Origin of the sequence: Paludisphaera rhizosphaerae (assembly GCF_011065895.1) — a bacterium.
Taxonomy (GTDB): Bacteria; Planctomycetota; Planctomycetia; order Isosphaerales; family Isosphaeraceae; genus Paludisphaera; species Paludisphaera rhizosphaerae.
In genome coordinates this window covers 116,088-138,322 of record NZ_JAALCR010000019.1, presented here as the reverse complement: position 1 = coordinate 138,322, position 22,235 = coordinate 116,088, and the positions used below count along the sequence as shown (strand labels likewise).

Sequence of the window (22,235 nt, the reverse complement as noted above, 5' to 3'; positions counted from 1 at the left end):
CGGAGGGCTGAAGGCCCTGGCATTCGGTCGCGAGCGGGGCGAGTATGGAGCCGGCCGGCCCCCGAGCGCCGGCGGTCCTCGCCCCCCACCACGGCGGCCGAACGATGAACCTCAAGCGCAGCCTCGCCCTCGCATCCCTCCTGACCATCAGCGCCTCGATCGCGGCGGCCGCCGAGCCCCCGGAGCCCCGCCGTCCGGTCCCCAGCGCCCGGCAGCTTCGCTGGCAGGGCCTGGAGTCCTACGCCTTCCTCCACTTCGGCCCCAACACGTTCACCGACAAGGAATGGGGGTACGGCGACGAGTCTCCCGCGCTGTTCAACCCGACCGACTTCAACGCCGACGCCGTCGTCGCGGCCCTCAAGGACGGCGGCCTCCGCGGCCTGGTCCTGACGGCCAAGCATCATGACGGCTTCTGCCTCTGGCCCAGCAAATTCACCGAGCACTCCGTCAAGAACAGCCCCTGGCGCAACGGCAAGGGAGACGTCGTCCGCGAGATGGCCGACGCCTGCCGACGCGCAGGGCTCCTCTTCGGCGTCTACCTCTCGCCGTGGGATCGAAACCATCAAGACTACGGCGCGCCCGAATATATCACCTACTACCGATCCCAGCTCCGCGAGCTGCTCACCGAGTACGGGCCGATTTTCGAGGTCTGGTTCGACGGCGCCAACGGCGGCGACGGCTATTACGGCGGCGCTCGGACGAAGCGGAAGATCGACCCGGTCACCTACTACGGCTGGGACGAGACGATCGCCCTGGTCCGCGAACTCCAGCCCGACGCCTGCATCTTCAGCGACCTCGGTCCCGACACTCGCTGGGTCGGCAATGAGAAGGGGGTCGCCGGCGACACCTGCTGGTCGACGTTCGACCCCAAGGCCTACGCCGTGGGCAAGACGCCGGGCTCGATCCTGAACGTCGGCATGCGCGACGGCCCGCTCTGGCTGCCGGCCGAGGTCGACGTTTCGATCCGTCCCGGCTGGTTCTACCACGCGGCCGAGGACGCCAAGGTCAAGTCGGTCGACCGGCTCTATCAGCTTTATTTCGATTCCGTTGGCCGGGGCTGCAACCTGATCCTCAACATCCCGCCCGACCGCCGAGGCCGGATCCACGAGGCCGACGCCAGGGCGATCAAGGAATGGCGGAGCCGCCTCGACGCCGCCTTCGCCGTCGACCTGGCCCAGGGCGCGAAGGCGACCGCCGACCAGTCTCGCGGCGGCGATCCGGCTTACGCCCCCGACAAGGTCGTCGACGGCGACCCTGCCACCTACTGGTCGACCGACGACGCCGCGACCTCCGCCGCCCTGACGCTCGACCTGGGCAAGCCGACGACCTTCGACGTCGTCCGCGTCCGCGAGCACCTCCCGCTCGGCCAGCGGATCGACGAGGTCGCCGTCGACGCCTGGGACGGCGGCGAATGGAAGCCGATCGCCACGGCCACCAGCATCGGCGCCCAGCGCCTGATCGCGCTCCCCACGACCACCGACCGCGTCCGCCTCCGCATCGTGAAGGCCGCCGCCTGCCCGGCGGTCTCGGAATTCACCCTCTTCAAGACCCACTGAGCGGACCCCGCCGGAATGGGTTCGCTTGCTTCTCCCGACGAGCGAACCCATCGGACGCAAGTGATTGCCACGCCTCGGACTCAGCGCGGAAAACCAGCTCTGGGCGTGGGTTTGTTCGGCCGTATTTCGACTTCCGCCCAGGTGCCTTGCGCTGCGCCCGGGTTGGGTTCGCTCGCTGCCCTCGACGACCAGACCCATCGAACGCAACCGTATCGCACATGCGAACTTCGGCTCACGAATTCGGCCTTCCAGGTGGGTTCGTTTGATCATTTTCCACCACCGTCCACTCGATCACCCTGGCCGACGGGCTTGCCCTCGGAACGTGCCCCAGCTCATCCCGTGCAAGCCTTTCCAACTAGACGATACGACCCAATCGTCGACCTTATCTCAAACGACCGGAGAACCGTCACAACGCAATGACCGTGCGTCCTCTTGTACCGCTTGTTTCGATCGAAACGAGGGCGGCGATAGGCTCCGATCGGAGGGCGAACCATAATGGGTGGGGGTCCCATCGGATTGATCGCAACCGACGAAGCTCGCCAGCGGTGTCTCGCGCTTCGGTCGTGGATTCTTGAACCTCGAGGGCCGACCACGATGGCCGATCTTCCGCCGCACCATTCGCCGTCCCGAAACTGGGTGGTCGAGTATCATTCGCACCCCTCGCTGCGGTATGAGGCGTTTCGCGACATGGCCGAGGCGAGGGGGCGGGCCGATGCGCTGGCGATCCTGGACGACGCCGACGGCAAGACGCTCGCCACCTATCCGTTGCGGCGGATCGAGGCGTCCGAGGAGGATTTGAACCAACTGCTCGTCGAGTTGGAGGACGTCGCGGCGAGACTCCGTGACTGGCCGCCGCCCGAAGCCCACGGTCGAGTTTTCTACGAGCCCCCGGACGTTTTCCGGCTCATATACGACACGGCCGTGGACCGCCTCTGGCTCCATGAAGACCTTTACCTCGCCGGCCTGGGCGGTGCCGTCGAGGCCGTGTTCCGAGGCGTCGCCTCACGGCTGGATCCCGAGGCGGTGGCCAGGATTCCGCTGGTCCAGGAATGGTGGCCGGCCGTGGAAAAGGGCGATTTGGACGCCGTGCGCGGGCTGCTCGAGCGCGGGGTTCCCGTCGATACGCCCGACAAGTGGCGGAAGACGGCCCTGGACCACGCCTCCCGAGCGGGGGAGCCCGCGATGATCCGCCTACTTCTCGACCGCGGGGCCGATCCGAACACGGTCGACCACTCGTCATGGACGTCGGTCACAGCCGCGGCACGCTGGGCCGATCGCGGCGTGGTGGAGATGCTGATCGCCGCCGGCGGCCGGGTCGGCCTCCGCGAGGCCGTCCTGATGGGAGACGTCGATCTGGCGCGGGAAATCCTTGAGGCCGAGCCGACGATCGACGTCTCGGCCAGCGCTCGATTCGTTTATTCGTACTCTTTCCTCATGCTCGCCGTCTCGAAAGGCGACCTGGATATGGTCCGCCTCTTGATCGACCGCGGGGCGGACCTGAGGTCAACGGACGACGACATCGGTTACCAAGCTCTGGGGATCGCCGCGGCGGATGGTCGCACGGCGTTCGTCGAGTTGCTGCTGGACCGCGGGGCAGACATCGACCACGAAGATTGGTCCGGCCGTACCGCACTCGCCGAGGCGGCGGCCTTCGGTCACGATGAGGCCGTCGCCTTGCTGATCGCCCGGGGAGCGAGGCGCAGCCTGCCGGACGCGGCCTATCTGGGCGACGAAGCGCTCGTTGCGCGATTGCTCGCAGACGGGGCCGATCCCGGGCGCGAGCCCGACTTCGCCTCCCCCTTGCGGATCGCCGTCAAGCGCGGCCATGCGGCGATCGTCGCCCGCCTGCTGAACGCGGGGCCGGTGGAGAACTGGTCAGGATACAGTTCCGACCGCACGATGGTCGCCGAGGCCGCCGCGACAGGTCGGCTCGATGTCGTCCGGGTGCTGGTCGACCACGGCCTGGATCCTCGCGAGGTTGGGGGCGACGGGCTTTCCCCTCTCGAATGGGCGGAACGGGAGGGACATGCGGAGGTCGCGGATTATCTTCGCGGGTTGACGTGAGCGACTTTTTGACGTCTTCCTCCTTGCGAGACAAGACCAGCGTCGGATTCGAGCAACCGAGGCCAGTGAGAGCAATTCCCTCTCCCGCCGGGAGAGGGCAGCCGCGCAGCGGCGGGTGAGGGTCGTCGGACCTGTACGCATAGCCCAGCCACGCAATCTGCGCGAACGACATGCCCTCTGCACTCCGGCGACCCTCATCCGCCGCTGCGCGGCACCTTCTCCCGGCGGGAGAAGGGACGATTCGCATCGCATGCGCTTGATCAGGAGTTGCGCGCCCGCCCGTTACCGGTCGCCCCCCTCAACCAGCCGTTGATGGTCCGGCCTCCTTCCGGAGAAGGATCGCTCGGCGATCGGTCTTGATTCCCTTGGGCTTGTGCCGCATTGTGGGGAACCGTCGCGGGAGGATCGGCTGGGACGCCGGGGCGGCGGGGTCGTGAAGGAAAATAGAAACATGGCGGACGCCAGCGAAGGCACGGCGGAGAAGCCCCAGCGCGGGGTGGGCGGCGGGTTTCGCATGGCGGCCCTGGCCTGGGTCGTGCTGACCCTGGCTCCGTGGCACCTGCTCTACGTGATGTCATTCGCCGAGGAGGGCGCCAGGAAGGGCGTGGCCGACCCGCAACGGGTCGTCACCGTGGCTCGCGGCGGCGGCAGCGCGGCCGACTCGAACCTGCCCACGGTGGCCCGGATCTTCCACGACTCGCAGTGGACCATCCTCGCAATCGTCGCGGGCCTGACGGTCCTCTCGACGTGGCGGTTGTACCCGATCCTCTGGCGGGCGATCCACGACGGGTTCGCCAACCACCTGGTGATGCTGGGGATCGTCTTCCTGCTCTGGCTGGTCTACGGCGGGCTCTCCGGCATGGGGATGCCCGGCCTCTTCTGGAGCCCCGCGCGCGACAACCAGTTCATGGCCGGTCTGGCGGCGACCCTCTTCGTCTTCTGGATGCTCTACCTGCTGTTCGTCAGCGACTACGAGGCCCACCGCGAGGATCCCGAGCATCGGATCTGGACCCGCCTGGGACCGGCCCTGCGGACGTTCCTTCCCGCATGGCTCGCCCGATTCATCCCCGATCGGCCGTCGGTCAGCGGCCAGATGGGGTGGTTCGTCTTCTTCGCCGCGGCCCCGTTCGTCAACATGCTCGCCCTGCCGGCCATGCTCCCCTCGATCCGCGCCGGCGCGGTGCAGGAGATCGTGGCCGAGCCCTGGCTGGCGGGCCTGGCGGCAGGCGTGGCGGCGGCCGTCCTTGTGGTCGCCACCCGGATCCCGACGAGGCTCAACGAGCTGCGGCGTCAAGCGCTGGCCGGCCGGTTCGACCTGGGCCACCTCTGGCGGCTCGACGCCGACCGGATCGACCCGGAAGGCCACGCGCGGAACATGCTGATCATCGTCGGGCTCTTGTATCTGGCGTCCTGGGTTTTCCCCGACGCCACCCGGCGTCTGTTCCCGCCCGCCTTCTCGCTGTGCATCCTCTTGGGGGTGATCGCCACGACGGTGGTCTGGCTGGGGATGGGTGGTCACTGGAAGTCTCGGGCGATCGTCGCGGCCGCCGTGCTCGTCCTGGTGGCGGCGTCGGGAATGCTCGACTACGACGTGGTGGTCCGCGACCTCGCCGGCCGGACGCTGGGCGCGCCAGACCTCTATCCCACGCCCCTGGAGCAGTACCGCTACCACCTGAGCCTCAGCGAATCCAAACCGACCTCGTACGGCCGGGTGGTCGACCTGACCGAGTTCCAGAAGTCCCGCAAGCTTTCCGAGGGCCGCGAGGACTTCAAGGTCCGCGAGGCGATGCTCGACCGCTGGCTGGCCGGGATCAAGCGGGAAGCCCCGGAAGCCGGCGGCTCGGCCAAGCCGGTGGTCGTGGTGGTGACGACCAGCGGCGGCGCCCTCCGCGCAGGGGTCTGGACCGAGAGCGTGCTCCGCAAGCTGGACGAGGCCTTCCCGGGCTTCCATCGCCACGCCCGGCTCATCACCGGGGCGTCCGGTGGGATGCTCGGCGCGGCGAGGTACGTCGCGCGGCACGCCCTCCAACCCGAACAGCCGCACGTGATGGAGGAGGGGGGGCCGCAGCCCGACTTCCTCGGCCCGATCGCCTGGCAGATCGCCTTCCGAGACTTCCTCCCCAACGCCCTCCTCCCCCTGCCGGTCTACAACCGAGGCGACCGGCTGGAAGACTCCTGGCTCGCCTACGCGCCCGAGTTGGGGACGACCTTCGGCGCGATCGCCGGGGCGGAACACTCCGGCTCGATCCCGTCGATCGTCTTCTCGCCGATGCTCGTGGAAGACGGCCGGCGGGTTCTGATCTCCAACCTCCCTCTGGCCGACCTGACCGTCCACCTCCACGGCGTGCTGCTGGACGAGAGCCGCGACGACCTCATCAAGCGCTACCTCGAAGGAAAGCCCAAGGACAAGGAAGGCCGGGTGAAGACCGAGGCCGACGTCGACGATTACGACCTGGAGTACCCGGCCCTCAGCTCGTTCTCGGCGATGGAGTTCTCCAAGCTGTTCGCCCAGGAACGGGCGCTCGACCACCTCCGGCTGGCCTCGGCCGTGAGGATGAGCGCGACGTTCCCGTTCATTACCTCGGTCGTCGCCCTGCCGACGTTCCCGGCTCGGCACGTCGTGGACGCCGGCTACTACGACAACTACGGCGTCGACCTGGCCTCGTCCTGGATTCAGTCCCACAAGGACTGGCTCCGCCGGAACGCGTCCGGCGTGCTGGTCGTGCAGATCCGGGCCTTCCGCAACGAGAAGCGGCTGAAGATCCTGGATCAAGAAGCCTACGCGCCGCTCACTCCCCAGGCCGAGGCCCGTCCCGGAGTCTACGAATGGGTCGCCTGGGGGGCGGGGCTCGTCCCGCAGTTCCTCACCATGCTGAGCGACGGAGCGAGGGCGGTCGCCATCCCGGCGCAGGGGGTCGCCATGGCCCGGGAGTCGTCGATGTTCTTCCGGAACGACGAGAGCCTGCAAATGCTCCACGACAACTTCCGCCGGCTCACCGGCGACGACGAGTTCTTCCGCACCGTCGTCTTCACCTGCGACACGATCCAGGTCGGCCAGGCGTCCCAGAACGTCGAGACCCTCAACTGGTACATCGACCCGGTCGAGTACCGTCAGATCGAGCGCAACATGGACCCTTTCGACGCCGAGCAGCAGACCGGCCGCGAGCGCAACCACCTGCGGTTGAACCGCCTCAAGGACTGGTGGCGGTCGCGCGGCGGAGAAGCCACGCCGGATTGAGCCTCAGCGGCTCTTCTCGACGCCCACCCGCCGGCACATCGACAGCAGCAGGCACGTCGAGCACCTCGGCGCGGCGGCCGTGCAGACGTGCTTGCCGAAGGGGACCAGCCGCTCGTTGGTCTCGATCCAGAGGCGTTTCGGCAAGACCTTCTCCAGGGCGGTCATGGTCTGCTCGGGCGTGCGAGTCGCGACGATCCCCCAGCGGTTGGCGATCCGGTGGACGTGAACGTCGACCGGGATGATCGGCACGTCGAACGCCACGGCCAAGGTCAGTGCCGCGATCTTGGGGCCGACGCCTCGGAAAGCCGTCAGCCCTTCCATCGTCTCGGGAACCTCGCCGCCGTGATCGTCGAGGATCCGCCGAGACAGCGCGAGGATGTCGCGCGCCTTGGGCTCGGGAAACGTCGCCGGGCGAAGCTGTTCGACCAGACTTTCCTCCCCCAGCGCCAGCATCGCCGAGGGGGTCGGGGCGAGGGGAAACAGCCGCAGGCAGACGGCCAACGTCGTCTCGTCGCGGGTCCGGGCTGAGATCAGGCTGGAGACGAGGACCTGGAACGGAGAGCCGAACCCCCGGTCGCGGAGGTCGAAGACCGCCGCCTTGGCGTACCCGCGCACCGCCTTGCGCAGCCGTCGAAACGCCTCGTCGGCGTCCCAGGGCTCGGGTCCGGGTGGCTGCATCGATCCGCCCCTCCCGCCGCGCCGGGTCGACCCGGCTGACTCAGCTCTGAGGAGGAGCCGGCGTGGAGACGGCCTCGCCGACGCGGGGCCTGGTGGCGACCTCTATCAGCCGCTGGACGTCCTCCACGAAGCCGCCCTTCTCGTAGTAGTCGGTGAGGGCGTCCTGCGCGTTGGCGATGATCCGCATCGACTCCTTGGGGTGGGTCAGGTAGTACTCGCAGGTCTCGACGAGGTCCGAGAGGTCCCACTTGACGGGGACGTAGGTCTCGAACGCCTTGTAGATGTTCGGCCGGGTGACGACGTGGTCCATGTTCGGCTTGACCAGCAGCCCGCCGGTGACGACCGTCTCATAGTCGCGGAAGCAGACCTCGCCCCAGCCGAAGGGACTGACCACCACTTTCGATGCGCAGAGCTCGGCCAGGTAGACGCGGTGGTCGACGCGGCCGGTCCCCGTCATCCGGTATCGGGAGGCCAGGGGCCTGAGGATCTCGGCGGCCTTGTCGCGGTATTGCTCGTACCATTCCCGCTTCTTGCCGGGAACCGGCATCGGGCTGAACCGCTGGTGGATGGCGAACGGACGGAACCGCCAGAGCCCGCGGAGTCGGCGGGCGACGCGGAGCCGGCTGCGATACCTCGGCGTGACGCCCAGGTTCCAACTGGTCGTCAGCTTGTCGGCGAAGGTCGGGCCGGGCTTGCTGGCGAAGAACCAGCCGCCCAGGTCGTAGCCCATCGTCTCGGCGAGGAAGTGCGTGAACGGGTGGCCGCCCTGATAGTCCTTCAGGTAGAGCGCCGGGTCGGCCAGGTGCTGCCGCTTCACGTAGCAATCGACGTGCTCGGCCACCTCCAGGAAGGGAGAGCCGATTGGGTCGAGATGATCCATGAAGGCGATCCGAGGGCCGTTCGGAATCGCCCGCATCCGGTCGCAGGCTTCGGCCGCTTCCCGGGGGGAGAGGGCCCAGTCGAGAAGGACGAGGGCGACGTCGGCCGGCCGTTCACGGACGGCGGCCTCCACCTCGGCCGGCTTCCAGGCGGTCACCTGGTCGACGGTCAGGCCCAGTTGTTCCTTCAATTCTCGACCGTACATGTGAAAAGGGATTGCCTGGTGGCCTTCCGGCGAACCCAGCGTAATCCCTCGATCGATCACGAGCAAACGCATCGGCTTCCCATCCCCGCAACCCCCGGCCGGCAGGCCACCGTCTGGGTGGACGCCCGAAGAATGGGCATTTTAGCGGTTCCGCAGGCCGGGGGGCAATCGGAGCGTCGGGGCCGGGCCCCGTGAAGGGCCCGGCCGACTACGTTGCGTTGCGTTTCCCGCTCACTCCGTCGCCGTTTCAGCGCGTCGTGTTGACGGTTACGCCCGGCCAGTCGTCGGTGCGGAACGGGGTGACGGGGAGGTCGGCGCCGCTGTAGAGGTTGCAGACCGGGTTGTCGGCCCAGGCGTAGCGGACGGAGGCGGGTTCGGCGACCTTGTCGGACCAGACCTCGACCTTGTCCGGGCCGACGACCTTCGCCTGCGCCCAGACGAACTTCTGGTCGGGGCCCGCGATCGAGAACCCGCGAAGATCGGCGACGTCGAACGGCCGGAAGCCCTTGGCGACGTGGTCGAAGGTCAGGACGACCTTGTTCCCCTGCTTCTCCATCGAGCGGTAGGTCGGGCTCTGGTAGGGGATGTTCACGCCATAGTCGCGGGCGAGCGCCCAGCGAACGAGTCGCTTGGCGACCTCCTGCTTGTTCTTGGGATGGATGTCCTTCCCTTCGCCCAGGTCGATGATGACGGCCTCGCCGGTGTTCGGCAGCCGCTTCATGGTCATCGTCTGGGCCTCGCGCAGTTCGGCCCAGGTGCTGTCGGCGGGCTCGGGCTTTTCCGCCATGAAGTCGGCGAGTTGGACCCAGTAGAAGGGGAAGTTCCCCTGTCCCCACTGCTCGCGCCAGGTCTGGATCATGAGCGGGAAGAGGTCGCGATACTGGTAGGCGCGGCCGGCGTTGGATTCGCCTTGATACCAGATGGCGCCCTTGATGCCGTAGCCGATCGTCGGCAGCAGCACGCCGTTGTAGATGTTGCCGGGGCGGGAATTCCCCTTCATCTGATTTTCGGGGTCCTGGTTCGGATTCGGGGCCGGCTTGCCATCGGCCTTGGCCTTCGCCTTGGCGTCTTCATACTTCTTCTTGGCGGCCTCGAAGCCCTTCTCGCGCTCTTCCCAGGCGGTGAGAAGATCCTTGTACTTGGCGTCGGCGGCGAGCTTGTCGCGGGGGACCCAGGCCTCGCAGGCGGATCCGCCCCAGGCGTCGTTGATCAGGCCGACGGGGACGCCGAGGGTCTCGTGGAGCTGGCGGCCGAAGAAGTAGCCGACGGCCGAGAACGGCCCGACGGTCTCCGGCGAGCAGACCTTCCACTGGCCCTTGAAGTCCTTCTGCGGTTCTTGCGTGCCGACCTGGGGCACGGAGATGAGCCGGATGTTCGGGTACTTGGCCGCGGCGATCTCCAGGTCGGAGTCCGTCGCGCTGTTGACCGACCACTGCATGTTCGACTGGCCGGAGCAGACCCAGACCTCGCCCATGAGGATGTCGTTGAAGGTGATCGAGTTCTTGCCGGAGACGACCATCTCGAACGGGCCGCCGACGCCCACGGGCTCCAGGACGACGCTCCACTTGCCGTCGTCGCCCCCCTTCGTGGTGCGGGTCTGGCCGTGGAACTTGACCGTGACCTCCTCGCCGGGCGCGGCCCACCCCCAGACGTTCAGCGGCATATCGCGCTGAAGAACCATGTGATCGCCGAAGATCGCCGGCATCTTCACGTCGGCCTGGGCCGTCGTGAAGGCGGCCGTCGTCGCGACCGCAGCCAGAAGAACGCGCATGCGGAACATTCCCGACTCCTCCTCGCATCGCCTTGGCAAGCGTCGGCGCCATGTCGCGGCGTCGGGTCGCCGAACCCCGTCGCCGGTTCGACTATACGGCGTCGGAGAGTCGGAATGAAGGAGCCGGCGGATCATGGCGGCGGCAGGTTTTCCTCCAGGCTTGCGAGATACTCATCTGCGCCGTGATAGTTCCCCCGTCCTCGCCAGAGCCGACGGACCTCAAGGGCCTGGGCGCGCCGAACCGACGGAAGAGTCTCCGCCAGATCCCAAATCACTTCCAGGAGTCGGATCTGCCAGGCGGCGCCGTGAAAGCGAAAGTGCGGCGAATGATGCGTTCCCGGCGACGTGAGGTTCACCGCCTGCCAGTCGGGCGGGCCTTTCCGGTCGTCTACATTCAGGACGCGCGTGAACGACGTGTCGGCGATCGTCCGTTGAACGGGGATCCAAAAGAGGTATCGGGTCGTCCGCGTCCGGCCCGAGTCAAGGTCGACTTCGAGCATCGAGCAGTTCAGACCGCTCCAGGGGAAGAACCCCAGGAAGCTCAAACCGAAGGCCCCCAGGGCGACCAAGACCAACCAAACGATAGGCTTGGCGATCCTGGATCGGTTGCTCGTCTGCATGGACCGCCTCGTCGGAATCGGACGAAGCCCGACGTCACCTCAGCCCGCGGAGGAACCGGACGACGTCCGAATGGCCGGCGCGCTCGGCGCGGGCCAGGGGGGTGAAGCCGTCGAGGTCGGGCTTGCGTGGGTCGACGCCCCGTTCGACGAGGAGCTTGACGACGTCGAGCCGGCCGGCCTTGGCGGCGTGGCCCAGCAGTTCGCGGCCGCCGCAGTCGGCCGGGAGCGTGGCCGGGCCGTGGTCGAGGATCATGCGGACGATGGCGGCGTCGCCACGGTCGACGGCGGCGTCAAGGGCGTCGCAGAGGTCGGCCGGGTCGGGGTTCGCGCCCGGCGCGAGCGCGGCGGCGACTCCCGCTACGTCTCCGAGCACGACGGCCTCCATCAGCCCTCGGGGCGCCCCACGGCCGAGCAGCAGCCGGGCGACGTCCTCGCGCCCGTTCTTCGCGGCGAGCGAGAGCGGCGAGTGGCCGTCCCCCTGGTCGGGCTTGATCTGCGCGCCGCGGTCCAGCAGCAACTCGACGACGGCCGCGTGACCGGCCGCCGCAGCCAGGGTCAGGGCCGTCCAGCCGAAGTCGCCGCCCGTCGATTCGAGGTCGGCGCCGCGATCGATCAGGAATCGACACATCTCCAGGCGTCCCCGGTCGGCGGCGACCGCCAGGAACGAATGGCCGTCCGATGTGCGGGCGTCGGCCGAGACGTCGAGCGTCGGAGTTTCGTCGAGGAGCTTCCGCGCCAGGTCCACGTCCCCCAGGAGGACGGCCTCGCGAAGCCCCTTCAGGCCGCCGGCCGCCTCGATCGCCTCGATCAGCGCAGGCTTCTCGATCGAGGCCGCGGCGGTCATGGGGGTCCACGTCGCGCGGTCGGCCGCGTTCGGGTCCGCGCCGCGGTCCAGCAGCAGGCGGGAGAGTCCGGCGTATCCTTTGCGAGCGGCGATCAGCAGCGCGGTCGCCCCCTCCACGTCGCGGGCGTCGATTGGGACGCCCTGGTCGAGCAGCGAACCCACCGCGTCGACGTCCCGACGCTCGAGGGCCGGCCACCACTCCTGCATCAAGGAGATCCGGTCCACGGCGGCGGGGTCCAGGTCGGTCGCCTCGCCGCGGAAGACGGCTTCCACGGCGGTCTCCAGGCCGAGCCCGGCCAACTCCTCGTCGAACGAGACTCCGTCCGGATTGGCGCGGACGTACTCCGACACCAGCGCCGGCGGCTCGAAGAAGACCCGCCCGCGCGATTTCCTCCGCCCCCGCGGCTTCTCCCCTCGCAGGCCGCGAAGAACGTCCTCAAGCGCGTCGATCAGTCGATCCATCGTCGGGCCGTCGGCGTCGATCAGCCGGACAGGAAAGACCGCGAGCGTCTCATCATCGCTTGAATCCAGGATGGCCACCGCGTCCGCGTGCTTGCGGGCTTCTTCCAGACCGTCGTACGCCTCATACGTCGTTCGGCCCCGGAAGAACGTCTCCGCCATGGCCCGGCGGCTGGCGTTGTGGTGGCTCGGTATTTCGTCCGGCTCATCGTCGGACATGGGGAGAGACCTCGATCCATGTTAAGGTCGTGTTCCAGCTTCGGCGCAGGTTCAACCAGATTCCATTCAGCCTTGACGTCAACCCTTAAACCGGCCGCCCAGGGGAGTGAGCCGCCCAGAAAGATTAAGAGTTAACAATTATTGGCGAGTTCTCGCGGCGAAGGCGTCAAGGGATCGACGCCGCCCAGGCAAGGCGAGGACGAACGGGTCTCCCAGAGTCCGTCCCTTCAGGAGACGGCCTCCAGGTCTACGAAGCGAGCAGCAAAGAGTGGACACGTTTTCCAAGAATAATGCCCAAGCCTCGCCCCGTTTCAAGAGCCATCCCCCGTTCATGTTGAAAAAAGCCGACACGCAGCAAACATTTTATTACACAATGGCTCAAAATAACTCGACTTCGATACTCAAGGGGTCACAAATTCGCTTCCTCGCCGTTCACCGCATCGTTCGTTCAGGATCCATCCCCGGGGCTCGCCGCCCTTGACGCCAGGCTCCAGCGGGCTTACGATCCTCAACAGAATCGCCTCGATACGAGTCGTTCCCCCCGCGCCGGCGTTCGTCCGGCGGGGTTTTCGCCCGGCGTCGCTTCGATGGGCTTAATTCGACGCACCTCCCCTCCATGGCCGACGAACGCATCCGGCGGCAGATCGCCTTTCTAGCCGCCCAGATGATGTACCAGCGCACGGAGTCCGAGTACTTCACCGCCAAGCGCAAGGCCGCAAAACAGCTTGGCCTGGAGTATCGGTTCCGTCCCGGAGACCTCCCCTCCAACGCCGAGATCCGCGACCAGATCCAGGCCATGGCCCGCATGCACGAGGGCCCCAAACGCCTGGACACGCTCCGCGAGATGCGGCTGGAGGCCCTTCGCATGATGCGCCTGCTGGCGCGGTTCCGCCCCCGGCTGATCGGCAGCGTCTGGACGGGGCACGTCCGACGCGGGTCGGACATCGACCTGCACGTCTTCAGCGACTCACTGTCGCTGATCACCGACGTCCTGGACGAGCACGGCCTTTCGTACGACGTCCAGCACAAGCGGATCGTCAAGTACGGCGAGGAGCGCGTCTTCACCCACGTCCACATCGACGACCGCCACCCCTTCGAGTTGACCGTCTACCCGGAGGACAAGGTCCACTTCGTCTTCAAGAGCAGCATCACCGGCAAGGCCATCGAGCGCGCCTCGATCGCCGAGCTGGAGGCGTTCCTGAAGGCCGAGGAGCCGGACGTCGACCTGGACTTCGAGGTCGAGCGGGTCGAGGACCACGTCGACCGCTTCGAGATCTACCGGATGCTGCTGAAGCCGCTGGAAGGCGTGAAGCAGAACCCCAAGTACCACCCGGAGGGGGACGCCCTCTACCACAGCCTCCAGGTCTTCGAGCTGGCCCGCGAGGAGCGCGGGTACGACGAGGAGTTCCTCCTGGCGGCGCTTCTGCACGACGTCGGCAAGGCGATCGACTCGTCCGACCACGTCGCCGCCGGGCTCCAGGCGCTTGAGGGGATGATCACGCCGAGGACCGAGACGCTGATCGCCCTGCACATGGACGCCCTCGCGTACCGTCAGGGAACGCTCGGCGCCCGCGCCCGGCTCCGGCTGGAGCAGTCCGAGGAGTTCGACGACCTGATGCTCCTCCGTGAGCTGGACTCCCGAGGCCGCCAGCGCGGGGCGATCGTCTGCGAGCTGGAGGAAGCCCTGGAATATCTCCGCGATCTCGCCGAAGAGAACGGAGAATAGCCGAGGGAGGACGCCGATGTCGGAGAGCGGTGTTGCGGTGGATCCGAGCGCGCCTGAAACCGCCGCAAAGCCGGCTGCGGTCTGGCGATCCATCCTGGGCGGGACGCTGCTCGGGATGGCGATCGGCGCCGGCCCCTTGGCGATCGATCTCTACTTTCGAGCAAGGAGCCTCCGCGATGTCGCCCTGCCGACGCTCCTGATCGTCTGCCCGATTGTCGGCATCGCCAGCGGGCTGGCGGTCAGTCGTCACCCTTACGCCACCGGCTGGCGCCGGCCGCCGGGCTTCTTCGCCGAGGGGCCGATTCCTGACGACGAACGAGAGGCGCGAGCCCGCCGCCTGCGCAAGTGGGTGTGGACGGGCTTCGGCGTCGGGATCGTGGCCGCCCTGGTGAACGCGGCGCTCGACTTCGCCTGGCGAGGCTGGCCCTATCTGGGGGATGCGTTGGGGATGGGGATGTTCCTCGGCCCTTACTTCGGCGCGCTGATGGGCATGAACCTGGGGCTGCGACCGGGCGATCCCAAGCCCTCGCTCCGCAACTTCCGCCTCAGCCTGTCGACGGTGATGATCCTGACGGCTTACCTGGCTTTCTGGCTGGGGTTGGTCGTGCAAACGCACCAGGTGACCTCGGCGGCAAAGATCGCCCTCAACAATTACCACAACGCGCAATCCGGCGGGGCGGTCTTCCAGAACCTTCTCGACCAGCAAATCCAGCAGGCGAAGCGGTCGGAGAACGCCAAGGCCCTCCGCGCCGGCCGAATCCCCGACGGCCTGGACCCACGTCAGGCCGCCTTCCTGAAGTCGCTCGACGGCACCGCGACCGAGGACTACAAGAAGCAGCGCTACGCCCTGATCGCCAACGAAGAACAGCGTCAGGCCGACATCGGCAAAAGCAACGTCGACGTCTACGGCCGGATCGTCGACCATTACAGGGCCATGGCCGCCAAGTACGCCGCCGCCGTCGAACGCCCCTGGCTCCCCATCGAGCCCGACCCGCCGATGCCGAAGTGATTCCCCGCGCCGGGGGTGATAGAATGACTGAGAAGGAGGGCTGTCCGCATCATGACCATCCATCTGTCGAAGGATCTGGCACAGTTCGTCCACGAAGTCGTCCGCGCCGGACGTTACGCCACCGAAGCGCAGGTTGTGGAGGACGCTCTCGAACGCCTTAGGGTGACGATGCCGCCGGAAGAGCAGGCGACGTCGAACGAACGGAATGCCGCGAAGGCTTCGCTCCACCGACGTCTCATGGAGATGGGCTTGATGACCCAGCCGGCCGAAGCCTCGTCCGATCTCGACGATCCCGAAGACCGACCGATCGAGATCGAGGGCGAGCCGCTGTCCGCCGACATCATCCGCGAGCGCCGTTGACGTGGGAGACTATTTCCTGGACTCCAGCGCGCTCGTCAAGCGGCACGTCAAAGAGGTTGGCACCCGCTGGGTGCTATTAATCACGGCCCCCAAAGCCGGGCATTCGCTTTACATCGCTCGCATTACGGCCGTCGAGATCTTCGCCGCGGTCAGCCGCAGGCAGGGCCTGTCCGGCGCCCAGTCCGGAGCCATTCTTGGACACTTCCGACGGCACTTGACGCAGAACCGCTACAACATCCTGGAAACACCTCCGGCCCTTATCGAGAAGGCCATGATCCTCGCCCGCAAGCGTCGATTGAGGGCCTACGACCCAGTTCAACTGGCCGCGGCAACTGAGATCGACCGCTTGAACCGCGAGGCAGACCTCGGCCCGGTGACGTTCGTCTCCGCAGATCGCGAATTGAACGCCGCCGCGATCGCCGAGGGACTCATCGTGGAAGATCCGGCAAGCCACTCCTGACGCAACCAACGCAGCCGCCGGGTTTCTTATGCACCACGACGAATGGAACAATGAAGACGACGACGAATGGCAAGAAGACGAGGACGACGACGGCCTCGACCCTTGCCCGTACTGCGGGCGCGACGTCTTCGGCGATTCGGTGCAGTGCCCTCACTGCGGGAATTACCTTTCGCGTGAGGACGCGCCCTACGAGCGGAAGCCGTGGTGGATCATCGTGGGGGTGATCGCCTGCTTGTACGTCGTCTACCGGTGGACGTTCTAAAGGAGCGACGATGCCGAGCCCAGCCGATCGCCTCGACTCGATCCGAGACGTCGAGCACCTGGAAGATCTCCTCAGCGAGCCGACGCCGGCGGTGATCGAGGCCCTCGCGCGGCTCGACGGCGACGTGCTCGTCCTGGGCGTCGGCGGCAAGATGGGGCCGACGCTCGCGCGGATGGCGAGGCGGGCGTTCGATGAGGCCGGGTCGCGACGACGGGTGATCGGCGTCGCCCGGTTCTCCGACCCGTCGCTCGCGGAGCGGCTGAAAGGGTTCGGCGTGGAGACGATCGCCGCCGACCTCCTCGACCCGGCCCAGGTCGACCGCCTTCCCGACGCGCCCAACGTCGTGTTCATGGCCGGGATGAAGTTCGGTTCGACGGGCCAGGAGCCGATGACCTGGGCCGTCAACTGCCTGACGCCCGCGCTGGCCGCCCGGCGCTATCGCGACAGCCGGGTCGTCGCCTTCTCCACGGGCAACGTCTACGGCCTGACCCGGCCGGAGCAGGGGGGCTCGAAGGAAGAAGACGCCCCCGACCCGCGCGGCGAGTACGCGATGAGCTGCCTGGGCCGCGAGCGTATCTTCCAGCACTTCAGCCTGACCCAGGGGACGCCGACGGTCCTCTTCCGCCTCAACTACGCCGTCGAGATGCGCTACGGCGTGCTGGCCGACCTCGCCCGCAAGGTGTACGAAGGCCGCCCCGTCGGCCTGGCGATGGGTCGACTCAACGCCGTCTGGCAGGGCGACGCCAACGCCACGGCCCTCCAATCCCTGGAGCTTGCCGCCAGCCCCGCGAGGATCGTCAACGCGACCGGCCCCGAGATCCTGGAAGTCCGCCACTTGGCCGAGGTGTTCGGCCGGCTCATGGACAAGCCGGTGACATTCGAGGGAGCCGAAGCCCCCGACGCCCTCCTGAACGACGCCAGCCGCACCATCGCCCAGTTGGGCAAGCCCCGCATCGATATCGACCGCCTGATGCGCTGGACGGCCGACTGGATCGCCCGCGGCGGCCAGTCGCTGGGCAAGCCGACGAAGTTCGAAGTCCGCGACGGACGGTTCTGACACCCGACCCATAACGGCCTTCCCCCCTCGCGGGGGAAGGTGGCCCGAAGGGCCGGATGAGGGGGGATCGGCGTCGCTCTGAAGTCGTTTCGTCGGACGTGAATCCGACCGCAAGATCACCGACATGCTGACGGGACGAACGATGGCACCGACCACCTCCTCAACCTTCCGCGACGTCCTCAACCGAGGCGTCGTCATCCCCGCCATGCCGCTGGCGCTGAATGCCGCGCGAAAGCTGGACGAACGCCGCCAGCGGGCGCTGTGCCGCTATTACCTGGAGGTTGGTTCGGGGGGCCTGGCGGTCGGGGTCCACACAACGCAGTTCGCCATTCGCGAACCGGCGCACGGGCTGTTCGAGCCGGTGCTGGCCCTCGCCGCCGAGGAGATGGACCGGGCCCAGGCGAATCGCCCTGAGCCGATCGTCCGGATCGGCGGGATCTGCGGCCGGACCGCGCAGGCGACGGCCGAGGCCCGCACCCTCCGCGACCTGGGATACCACGCCGGCCTCCTCAGCCTGGCGGCCCTCGCCCGCGACGACGACCACGCGCGGCTGGCCCACTGCCGCGAAGTCGCCCAGGCGATCCCGCTCGTCGGCTTCTACCTCCAGGAGGCCGTCGGCGGGCCCAAACTCTCGTACGATTTCTGGCGCGAGTTCGCCGAGATCCCCAACGTCGCCGCCGTGAAGATCGCCCCGTTCAACCGGTATCGCACCCTCGACGTCGTCCGCGCCGTGGCCGAATCCGGGCGCGAGGACGTCGCCCTGTACACGGGCAACGACGACCAGATCGTCCTCGACCTGCTGACCCCCTTCCGGTTCGACGTGGCCGGCCGTCCCGTCGAGCGCCGGATCGTCGGCGGCCTGCTCGGCCACTGGTCGGTCTGGACCCTCCGCGCCGTCGAGCTGCTGCGGGAGTGCCGCACCCTCGCGACCGGCGACTCCCCCATCCCGGCCGACCTCTTCCGCAAGGCCGTCGCCGTCACCGACAGCAACGCCGCCTTCTTCGACGCCGCCAACGGCTTCGCCGGTTGCATCGCCGGCCTCCACGAAGTCCTCCGCCGCCAGGGCCTCCTGGAAGGCCTCTGGTGCCTCGACCCCGCCGAATCCCTCAGCCCCGGCCAGGCCGAGGAGATCGACCGCGTCTACCAGGCCTATCCCGAACTCAACGACGACGCCTTCGTCCGCGAACACCTCGACGATTGGCTGGCGTAGATCAACATTTGACGACGATTCCTCGCCGTCGCAGATACCTCCACCAGCCGGCGAGAGCCAACAGGCCGCCCGCCAGCAACCACAACATGAGCACGAAGTAAGTCGCCCGCAAGGCAATCGGAAACCAACCCGAGAAGACGTCTGCCCCGTTCGCCAACCCAAAGGCGGTCCCCCCCACACAAGCCAGTGGCAGAGACGAAACGGGCCACCACCAGCGCATCACCGGCAAGTCGAGGGCCAGCACCCAACCAACGGAGACCGCCCCGAGGAAAAGGCCGTAGCCCAGGCCCATGATCAGAGCGACCAAAGGCGATGGGCGGCCCCCGGGGACGTCGACCGTCCAGGTGCCGACGAGGACGACCAAGGCGACGAACACGGCCACGATAACCACGGCACGGACGGGGTGCTGTAGCTTCGGCGCCTTGGGATCCATCAGTCCAACCTCCTGCCGTCGCTCGCCCCCAACGCGACCTGGACGGCGCTCCGGTCGTCATCCCTCGATCCGCTTGCGGCCTCGCAAGCCTGCCATTACCGTACGAGCCGAATCGGCCGCGGGCGAGCGCCTACGAAGGCAGAACGGGGAGTTCCCTTCTACAATGATCGCCGTTCCCTGGTATCTCTTCGCGGTCGGTCTGTTGCTCTTGATCCTCGGGGCGATATCGGGGGCGATTTTCGGGTCCAATCGCTCCTCGGCGAAGTGGATCGACCCTCGGATGAGCGATCGGGAGATCAAAAAGCGGTTGGAGGAGCAGTCGTCCGTGGGCTTCTCCGGCTTCCTCGTCTACCTTGGCCTCGCCTGCCTGCTCGTCAGCGCCGTCTGGCGGCTGTTGCGTCTGTTTATCCGGGTATAGGACGTCCAAAGCCCATCACCCCCGATAGAAGAACGGGGCGGTCGACCAGCCCCAGAGGTCGCGCGGCTGGACGAGGTTCCAGCGATGGGCCTCGTTCGTGATGCAGGGGAGTTGGACGAGGAGCCCGACCACCAGCATCACGGCGAGCCCGGCCCGACCGCTCCTGCGTTGCATCAGCGAGGCCGCCACGGGAGTCGCCGCCAGCGCCAGGAGCGGGAGGACGTCGGTCAGCAATCGCGAGCCGTAGCAGTAGCCGCCGGCCCATTCCCACCAGGCGGCGACCAGCACGACGTGCAGCGCAACGGCCGTCAGGCAGAAGCTTCGCCAGCCGGCCGGGCCGGCGTCGCCGCGGCGGCTCCCGAAGATCGCCGCGATCGCCAGCAGGGCCCACGGCTGATACACGAACAGCCCCCGCGCCGGGCTGAACAACACGCCGAGCATCGGTTCGAGCGCGAAGAACGACCAGGCCGAATGCGTGTGCGAGGCGATCGTCCCCGCGCCGATCAGGTTCCCATAGACGACCCGATGGAAGACCAACCACGGCGCCAGGCCGACCACACCGCAAAGCCCCAGCCACAAGCCGCGCCGGGGCGACCGGACGAGGACCCACACGCCGAAGGCGACGACGACCAGCCCGGCCGTCGGCCGGCAGGCGACCATCTGGGCCAGCGCGAATCCCTGAAAGGCCGTGGCCCACCGGCCGGGCGAACCCTTCGCGGCGAACTCAACCAGCAGGGCCGCAAGCAGCCACGTCACAACGCCCCCGTGCTGCCAAAGCCCCAACCCGACCGTCGTCAGCAGGCCGCTCGCGAAGGCCAGCGTGACGGTCGTCACGATTGCACCCCAGGGCGACCCCAACCGCGTCGCCGCCAGGAAGAACAACCCCAGCGCCAGCGCCGCGACGGCCGCCGCGGTCCCTTTCTCCAGGTGCCGGAACGTCGCCGCCGAATCGAGGTCCGCCCCCAGCAAATAAGCCGGCGCGACTGTCGCCAGCGCCAACGGGACCATCCCCGAGGGGTACGATGAAACCAGCCGGCCCCGAACGTCCTGGAAGCAATACAAGAGCGAGTCGTCGCGAGCCCGGAGCAGGGGAGGCCGCATCGCCTCGAACTCGCGCAGGTCGACGTCGCCCTGCCGCACAAGGCTCACGGTCGTCGGAATCACTGGCCGGGTGTCGAACGTCCCCAGCGAGGCGCCGTTGACGGCCTGAAGCAGAAAATACGGCCCGACCGCGAACGCCAGCGCCGCCCGCCAGGGGATGGAATCAGCTCCGCGCGACCACGCCTCAACGTCTTCCCACGCCTCGGCGACCCATCGGCGAATGCGTCGGCGATAGTCCGCATTCACCGCCCATCGGAGGCCCGGCGCGACCAGCCCGAACAACGGTGCGAACCGCGCGTTCGGCCCCGACCGCAGCCACAGGGCCAGACCGACGGTCGCAATCGTCCAGCAGACCATATCGAGGCGAGACGACGATCCCGGCCGCGTCCCATCGCGTCGCACGGCGAACCGTCGCGAGGGCCTCGAAGAGGCTGCCCGGGTCGTCGGCTCCGAATCGAGCCCTTCCATGAACCTTCGCCTCGCCCGCCGTCCGAGATCGGGGCCGCCCATCGACGCCGAATCTCCCATCGGCATCGCCGGCGCGGGGGGATCAGACGATCGGCCGAAGCGGAGCGGGGAGTCGTCGCACGCACGCCCCAACCGGCGAAACCGCCGCAGTCGCGATCATGCGAACGACCGCTCAGCGCGCTTTGCGCGGCCCGCTCCCCGGGCGCGGCTCGGAACGCCGCCAGGGCATCAGCTCGCCGAATCCACGCCCCCGGAAATTCCACAGAACGAAGAACGTCGCCACCAGGATGAACCCGCCCAGAACGGCGACCGGCCCAAGCAACCCCATCTCACGATCCCTTCCGCGCGACGACCGCGCAATGCGTGTTTCTTCTACTGTAGGCGCAATGGTTCTCGCGATCCATCCGAGCCGCTTCCCAGGGCCCGTACAATCGCCCTGTGCGTCGCGAACGTGATCCGGGGATCAAGGAGCCGAACGAGATGAGCGTCGAACAGGTGGTCCCCGGTTTGTGGCAGGCGAAGATCTCGTTCGTGAACGCGTTCCTCCTGGACGACGGCCGCGGCGACGGCCTGACGGTCATCGACACCGGTATCCCGGGGAGCGTGCCGACGATCCTGGGGGCGGTGGAATCGATCGGCCGGAAGCCTGGCGACGTGCGGCGGATCTTCGTCACGCACTGCCACAGCGACCACTCCGGCAGCCTCGCGGAGTTGAAGCGGGCCGTCGACGCGGAGGCGTTCATGCACCCCGTCGACGCCGCCCTCGTCCGCAAGGGCGAGTGCATCCGCCCCCTCCACCCCGCGCCGGGGCTGTTCAACTGGTTCGTCTGCAAGTTCCTGGTGGGGAAGGCCCCGACGGCCGTCGAGCCGGCCGAGATCGAGCACGACGTGAACGACGGCGACACGCTCCCCGGCGGCCTGCGCGCGATCCACGTCCCGGGCCATTGCGCCGGCCAGATCGCCTTGCTCTGGCCCGAACACGGCGGCGTCCTGATCGCCGCTGACACCGCCGCCAACGCCTTCGGCCTGGCCCTCAGCCCCCTCTACGAAGACCTCGCCGAAGGCCGTTGCAGCCTGGCGAAACTCGCCGCCCTCAACTTCCGAACCGCCGTCTTCGGCCACGGCAAACCGATCCCCGCCGACGCCTCCGACAAGTTCGCGGCGAAGTGGCCTGCGACGTCCTGATCGCCTGAGCCGG

The 22,235-nt window shown here is 67.8% G+C and carries 19 protein-coding genes; 12 read left to right on the top strand and 7 right to left on the bottom strand.

Translation table 11 applies throughout. The features are described from left to right. The first annotated feature begins 44 nt into the window (after positions 1-44). The 3 genes from G5C50_RS22660 (at position 45) to G5C50_RS22650 (ending at position 6,858) form a co-directional block, all read left to right on the top strand. Positions 45-1,556, top strand: coding sequence for an alpha-L-fucosidase (locus G5C50_RS22660; protein ID WP_206107809.1), 1,512 nt, complete (start codon positions 45-47; stop codon positions 1,554-1,556). A 594-nt stretch (positions 1,557-2,150) separates the two neighbouring features. Next, positions 2,151-3,620 (top strand): ankyrin repeat domain-containing protein, encoded by a 1,470-nt coding sequence (locus G5C50_RS22655; protein WP_165073236.1) that lies wholly within the window; start codon positions 2,151-2,153, stop codon positions 3,618-3,620. Positions 3,621-4,071: 451 nt separating this feature from the next. Further along, the gene (locus tag G5C50_RS22650; protein ID WP_165073235.1) at positions 4,072-6,858 is read left to right on the top strand and encodes a patatin-like phospholipase family protein; all 2,787 of its coding nucleotides are present in this window, start codon (positions 4,072-4,074) and stop codon (positions 6,856-6,858) included. A 3-nt stretch (positions 6,859-6,861) separates the two neighbouring features. Here the strand turns inward: G5C50_RS22650 and G5C50_RS22645 are convergent, their stop codons facing one another. The 5 genes from G5C50_RS22645 to G5C50_RS22625 all read right to left on the bottom strand — a co-directional run bounded on the left by G5C50_RS22645 (position 6,862) and on the right by G5C50_RS22625 (position 12,533). Further along, complete coding sequence (locus G5C50_RS22645; protein WP_165073234.1) at positions 6,862-7,536, bottom strand: endonuclease III domain-containing protein; 675 nt, start codon at positions 7,534-7,536, stop codon at positions 6,862-6,864. 40 nt (positions 7,537-7,576) lie between these two features. Beyond that, the gene (locus G5C50_RS22640) at positions 7,577-8,692 is read right to left on the bottom strand and encodes a hypothetical protein (RefSeq protein ID WP_165073233.1); all 1,116 of its coding nucleotides are present in this window, start codon (positions 8,690-8,692) and stop codon (positions 7,577-7,579) included. A gap of 175 nt (positions 8,693-8,867) precedes the next feature. After that, entirely contained in the window at positions 8,868-10,400 is a 1,533-nt protein-coding gene (locus G5C50_RS22635; RefSeq protein WP_165073231.1) for a sialate O-acetylesterase, read from the bottom strand. 122 nt (positions 10,401-10,522) lie between these two features. Beyond that, the gene (locus G5C50_RS22630; RefSeq protein WP_165073229.1) at positions 10,523-11,011 is read right to left on the bottom strand and encodes a hypothetical protein; all 489 of its coding nucleotides are present in this window, start codon (positions 11,009-11,011) and stop codon (positions 10,523-10,525) included. Positions 11,012-11,045: 34 nt separating this feature from the next. Further along, positions 11,046-12,533: an ankyrin repeat domain-containing protein gene (locus G5C50_RS22625; protein WP_165073227.1), complete on the bottom strand. Its 1,488-nt coding sequence runs from the start codon at positions 12,531-12,533 to the stop codon at positions 11,046-11,048. Positions 12,534-13,149: 616 nt separating this feature from the next. Here G5C50_RS22625 and G5C50_RS22620 point away from each other — a divergent pair. From G5C50_RS22620 to G5C50_RS22590, 7 genes are all read left to right on the top strand, one after another. Continuing rightward, positions 13,150-14,259, top strand: coding sequence for an HD domain-containing protein (locus tag G5C50_RS22620; RefSeq protein ID WP_165073226.1), 1,110 nt, complete (start codon positions 13,150-13,152; stop codon positions 14,257-14,259). Positions 14,260-14,275: 16 nt separating this feature from the next. Next, positions 14,276-15,268: an HlyD/EmrA/EmrK family protein gene (locus G5C50_RS22615; protein WP_165073224.1), complete on the top strand. Its 993-nt coding sequence runs from the start codon at positions 14,276-14,278 to the stop codon at positions 15,266-15,268. 51 nt (positions 15,269-15,319) lie between these two features. After that, positions 15,320-15,628 carry a hypothetical protein gene (locus G5C50_RS22610; RefSeq protein WP_165073222.1) on the top strand — a complete coding sequence of 103 codons (309 nt, stop codon included), beginning with the start codon at positions 15,320-15,322 and terminating at the stop codon, positions 15,626-15,628. A gap of 1 nt (position 15,629) precedes the next feature. Further along, a complete protein-coding gene (locus G5C50_RS22605) occupies positions 15,630-16,088 on the top strand; it encodes a type II toxin-antitoxin system VapC family toxin (RefSeq protein WP_165073220.1) in 459 nt (152 codons plus the stop codon). A 28-nt stretch (positions 16,089-16,116) separates the two neighbouring features. Then, complete coding sequence (locus G5C50_RS22600; RefSeq protein WP_165073218.1) at positions 16,117-16,350, top strand: zinc ribbon domain-containing protein; 234 nt, start codon at positions 16,117-16,119, stop codon at positions 16,348-16,350. 10 nt (positions 16,351-16,360) lie between these two features. Continuing rightward, entirely contained in the window at positions 16,361-17,407 is a 1,047-nt protein-coding gene (locus G5C50_RS22595; protein WP_165073217.1) for an NAD-dependent epimerase/dehydratase family protein, read from the top strand. Between the two features lie 124 nt (positions 17,408-17,531). Continuing rightward, positions 17,532-18,617 carry a dihydrodipicolinate synthase family protein gene (locus G5C50_RS22590; RefSeq protein WP_240907319.1) on the top strand — a complete coding sequence of 362 codons (1,086 nt, stop codon included), beginning with the start codon at positions 17,532-17,534 and terminating at the stop codon, positions 18,615-18,617. A 1-nt stretch (position 18,618) separates the two neighbouring features. On the opposite strand, the gene G5C50_RS22585 is transcribed toward G5C50_RS22590, so the two are convergent. Continuing rightward, complete coding sequence (locus G5C50_RS22585; RefSeq protein WP_165073215.1) at positions 18,619-19,050, bottom strand: hypothetical protein; 432 nt, start codon at positions 19,048-19,050, stop codon at positions 18,619-18,621. A gap of 163 nt (positions 19,051-19,213) precedes the next feature. Between G5C50_RS22585 and G5C50_RS22580 the strand changes: the two genes are divergently transcribed. Continuing rightward, a complete protein-coding gene (locus G5C50_RS22580; RefSeq protein WP_165073213.1) occupies positions 19,214-19,468 on the top strand; it encodes a hypothetical protein in 255 nt (84 codons plus the stop codon). A 15-nt stretch (positions 19,469-19,483) separates the two neighbouring features. Here the strand turns inward: G5C50_RS22580 and G5C50_RS22575 are convergent, their stop codons facing one another. Continuing rightward, on the bottom strand, positions 19,484-20,971 hold the full coding sequence (locus G5C50_RS22575; RefSeq protein ID WP_165073211.1) for a hypothetical protein: 1,488 nt from the start codon (positions 20,969-20,971) through the stop codon (positions 19,484-19,486). Positions 20,972-21,517: 546 nt separating this feature from the next. Here G5C50_RS22575 and G5C50_RS22565 point away from each other — a divergent pair. Next, entirely contained in the window at positions 21,518-22,222 is a 705-nt protein-coding gene (locus G5C50_RS22565) for an MBL fold metallo-hydrolase (protein ID WP_165073208.1), read from the top strand. Positions 22,223-22,235 lie beyond the last annotated feature (13 nt).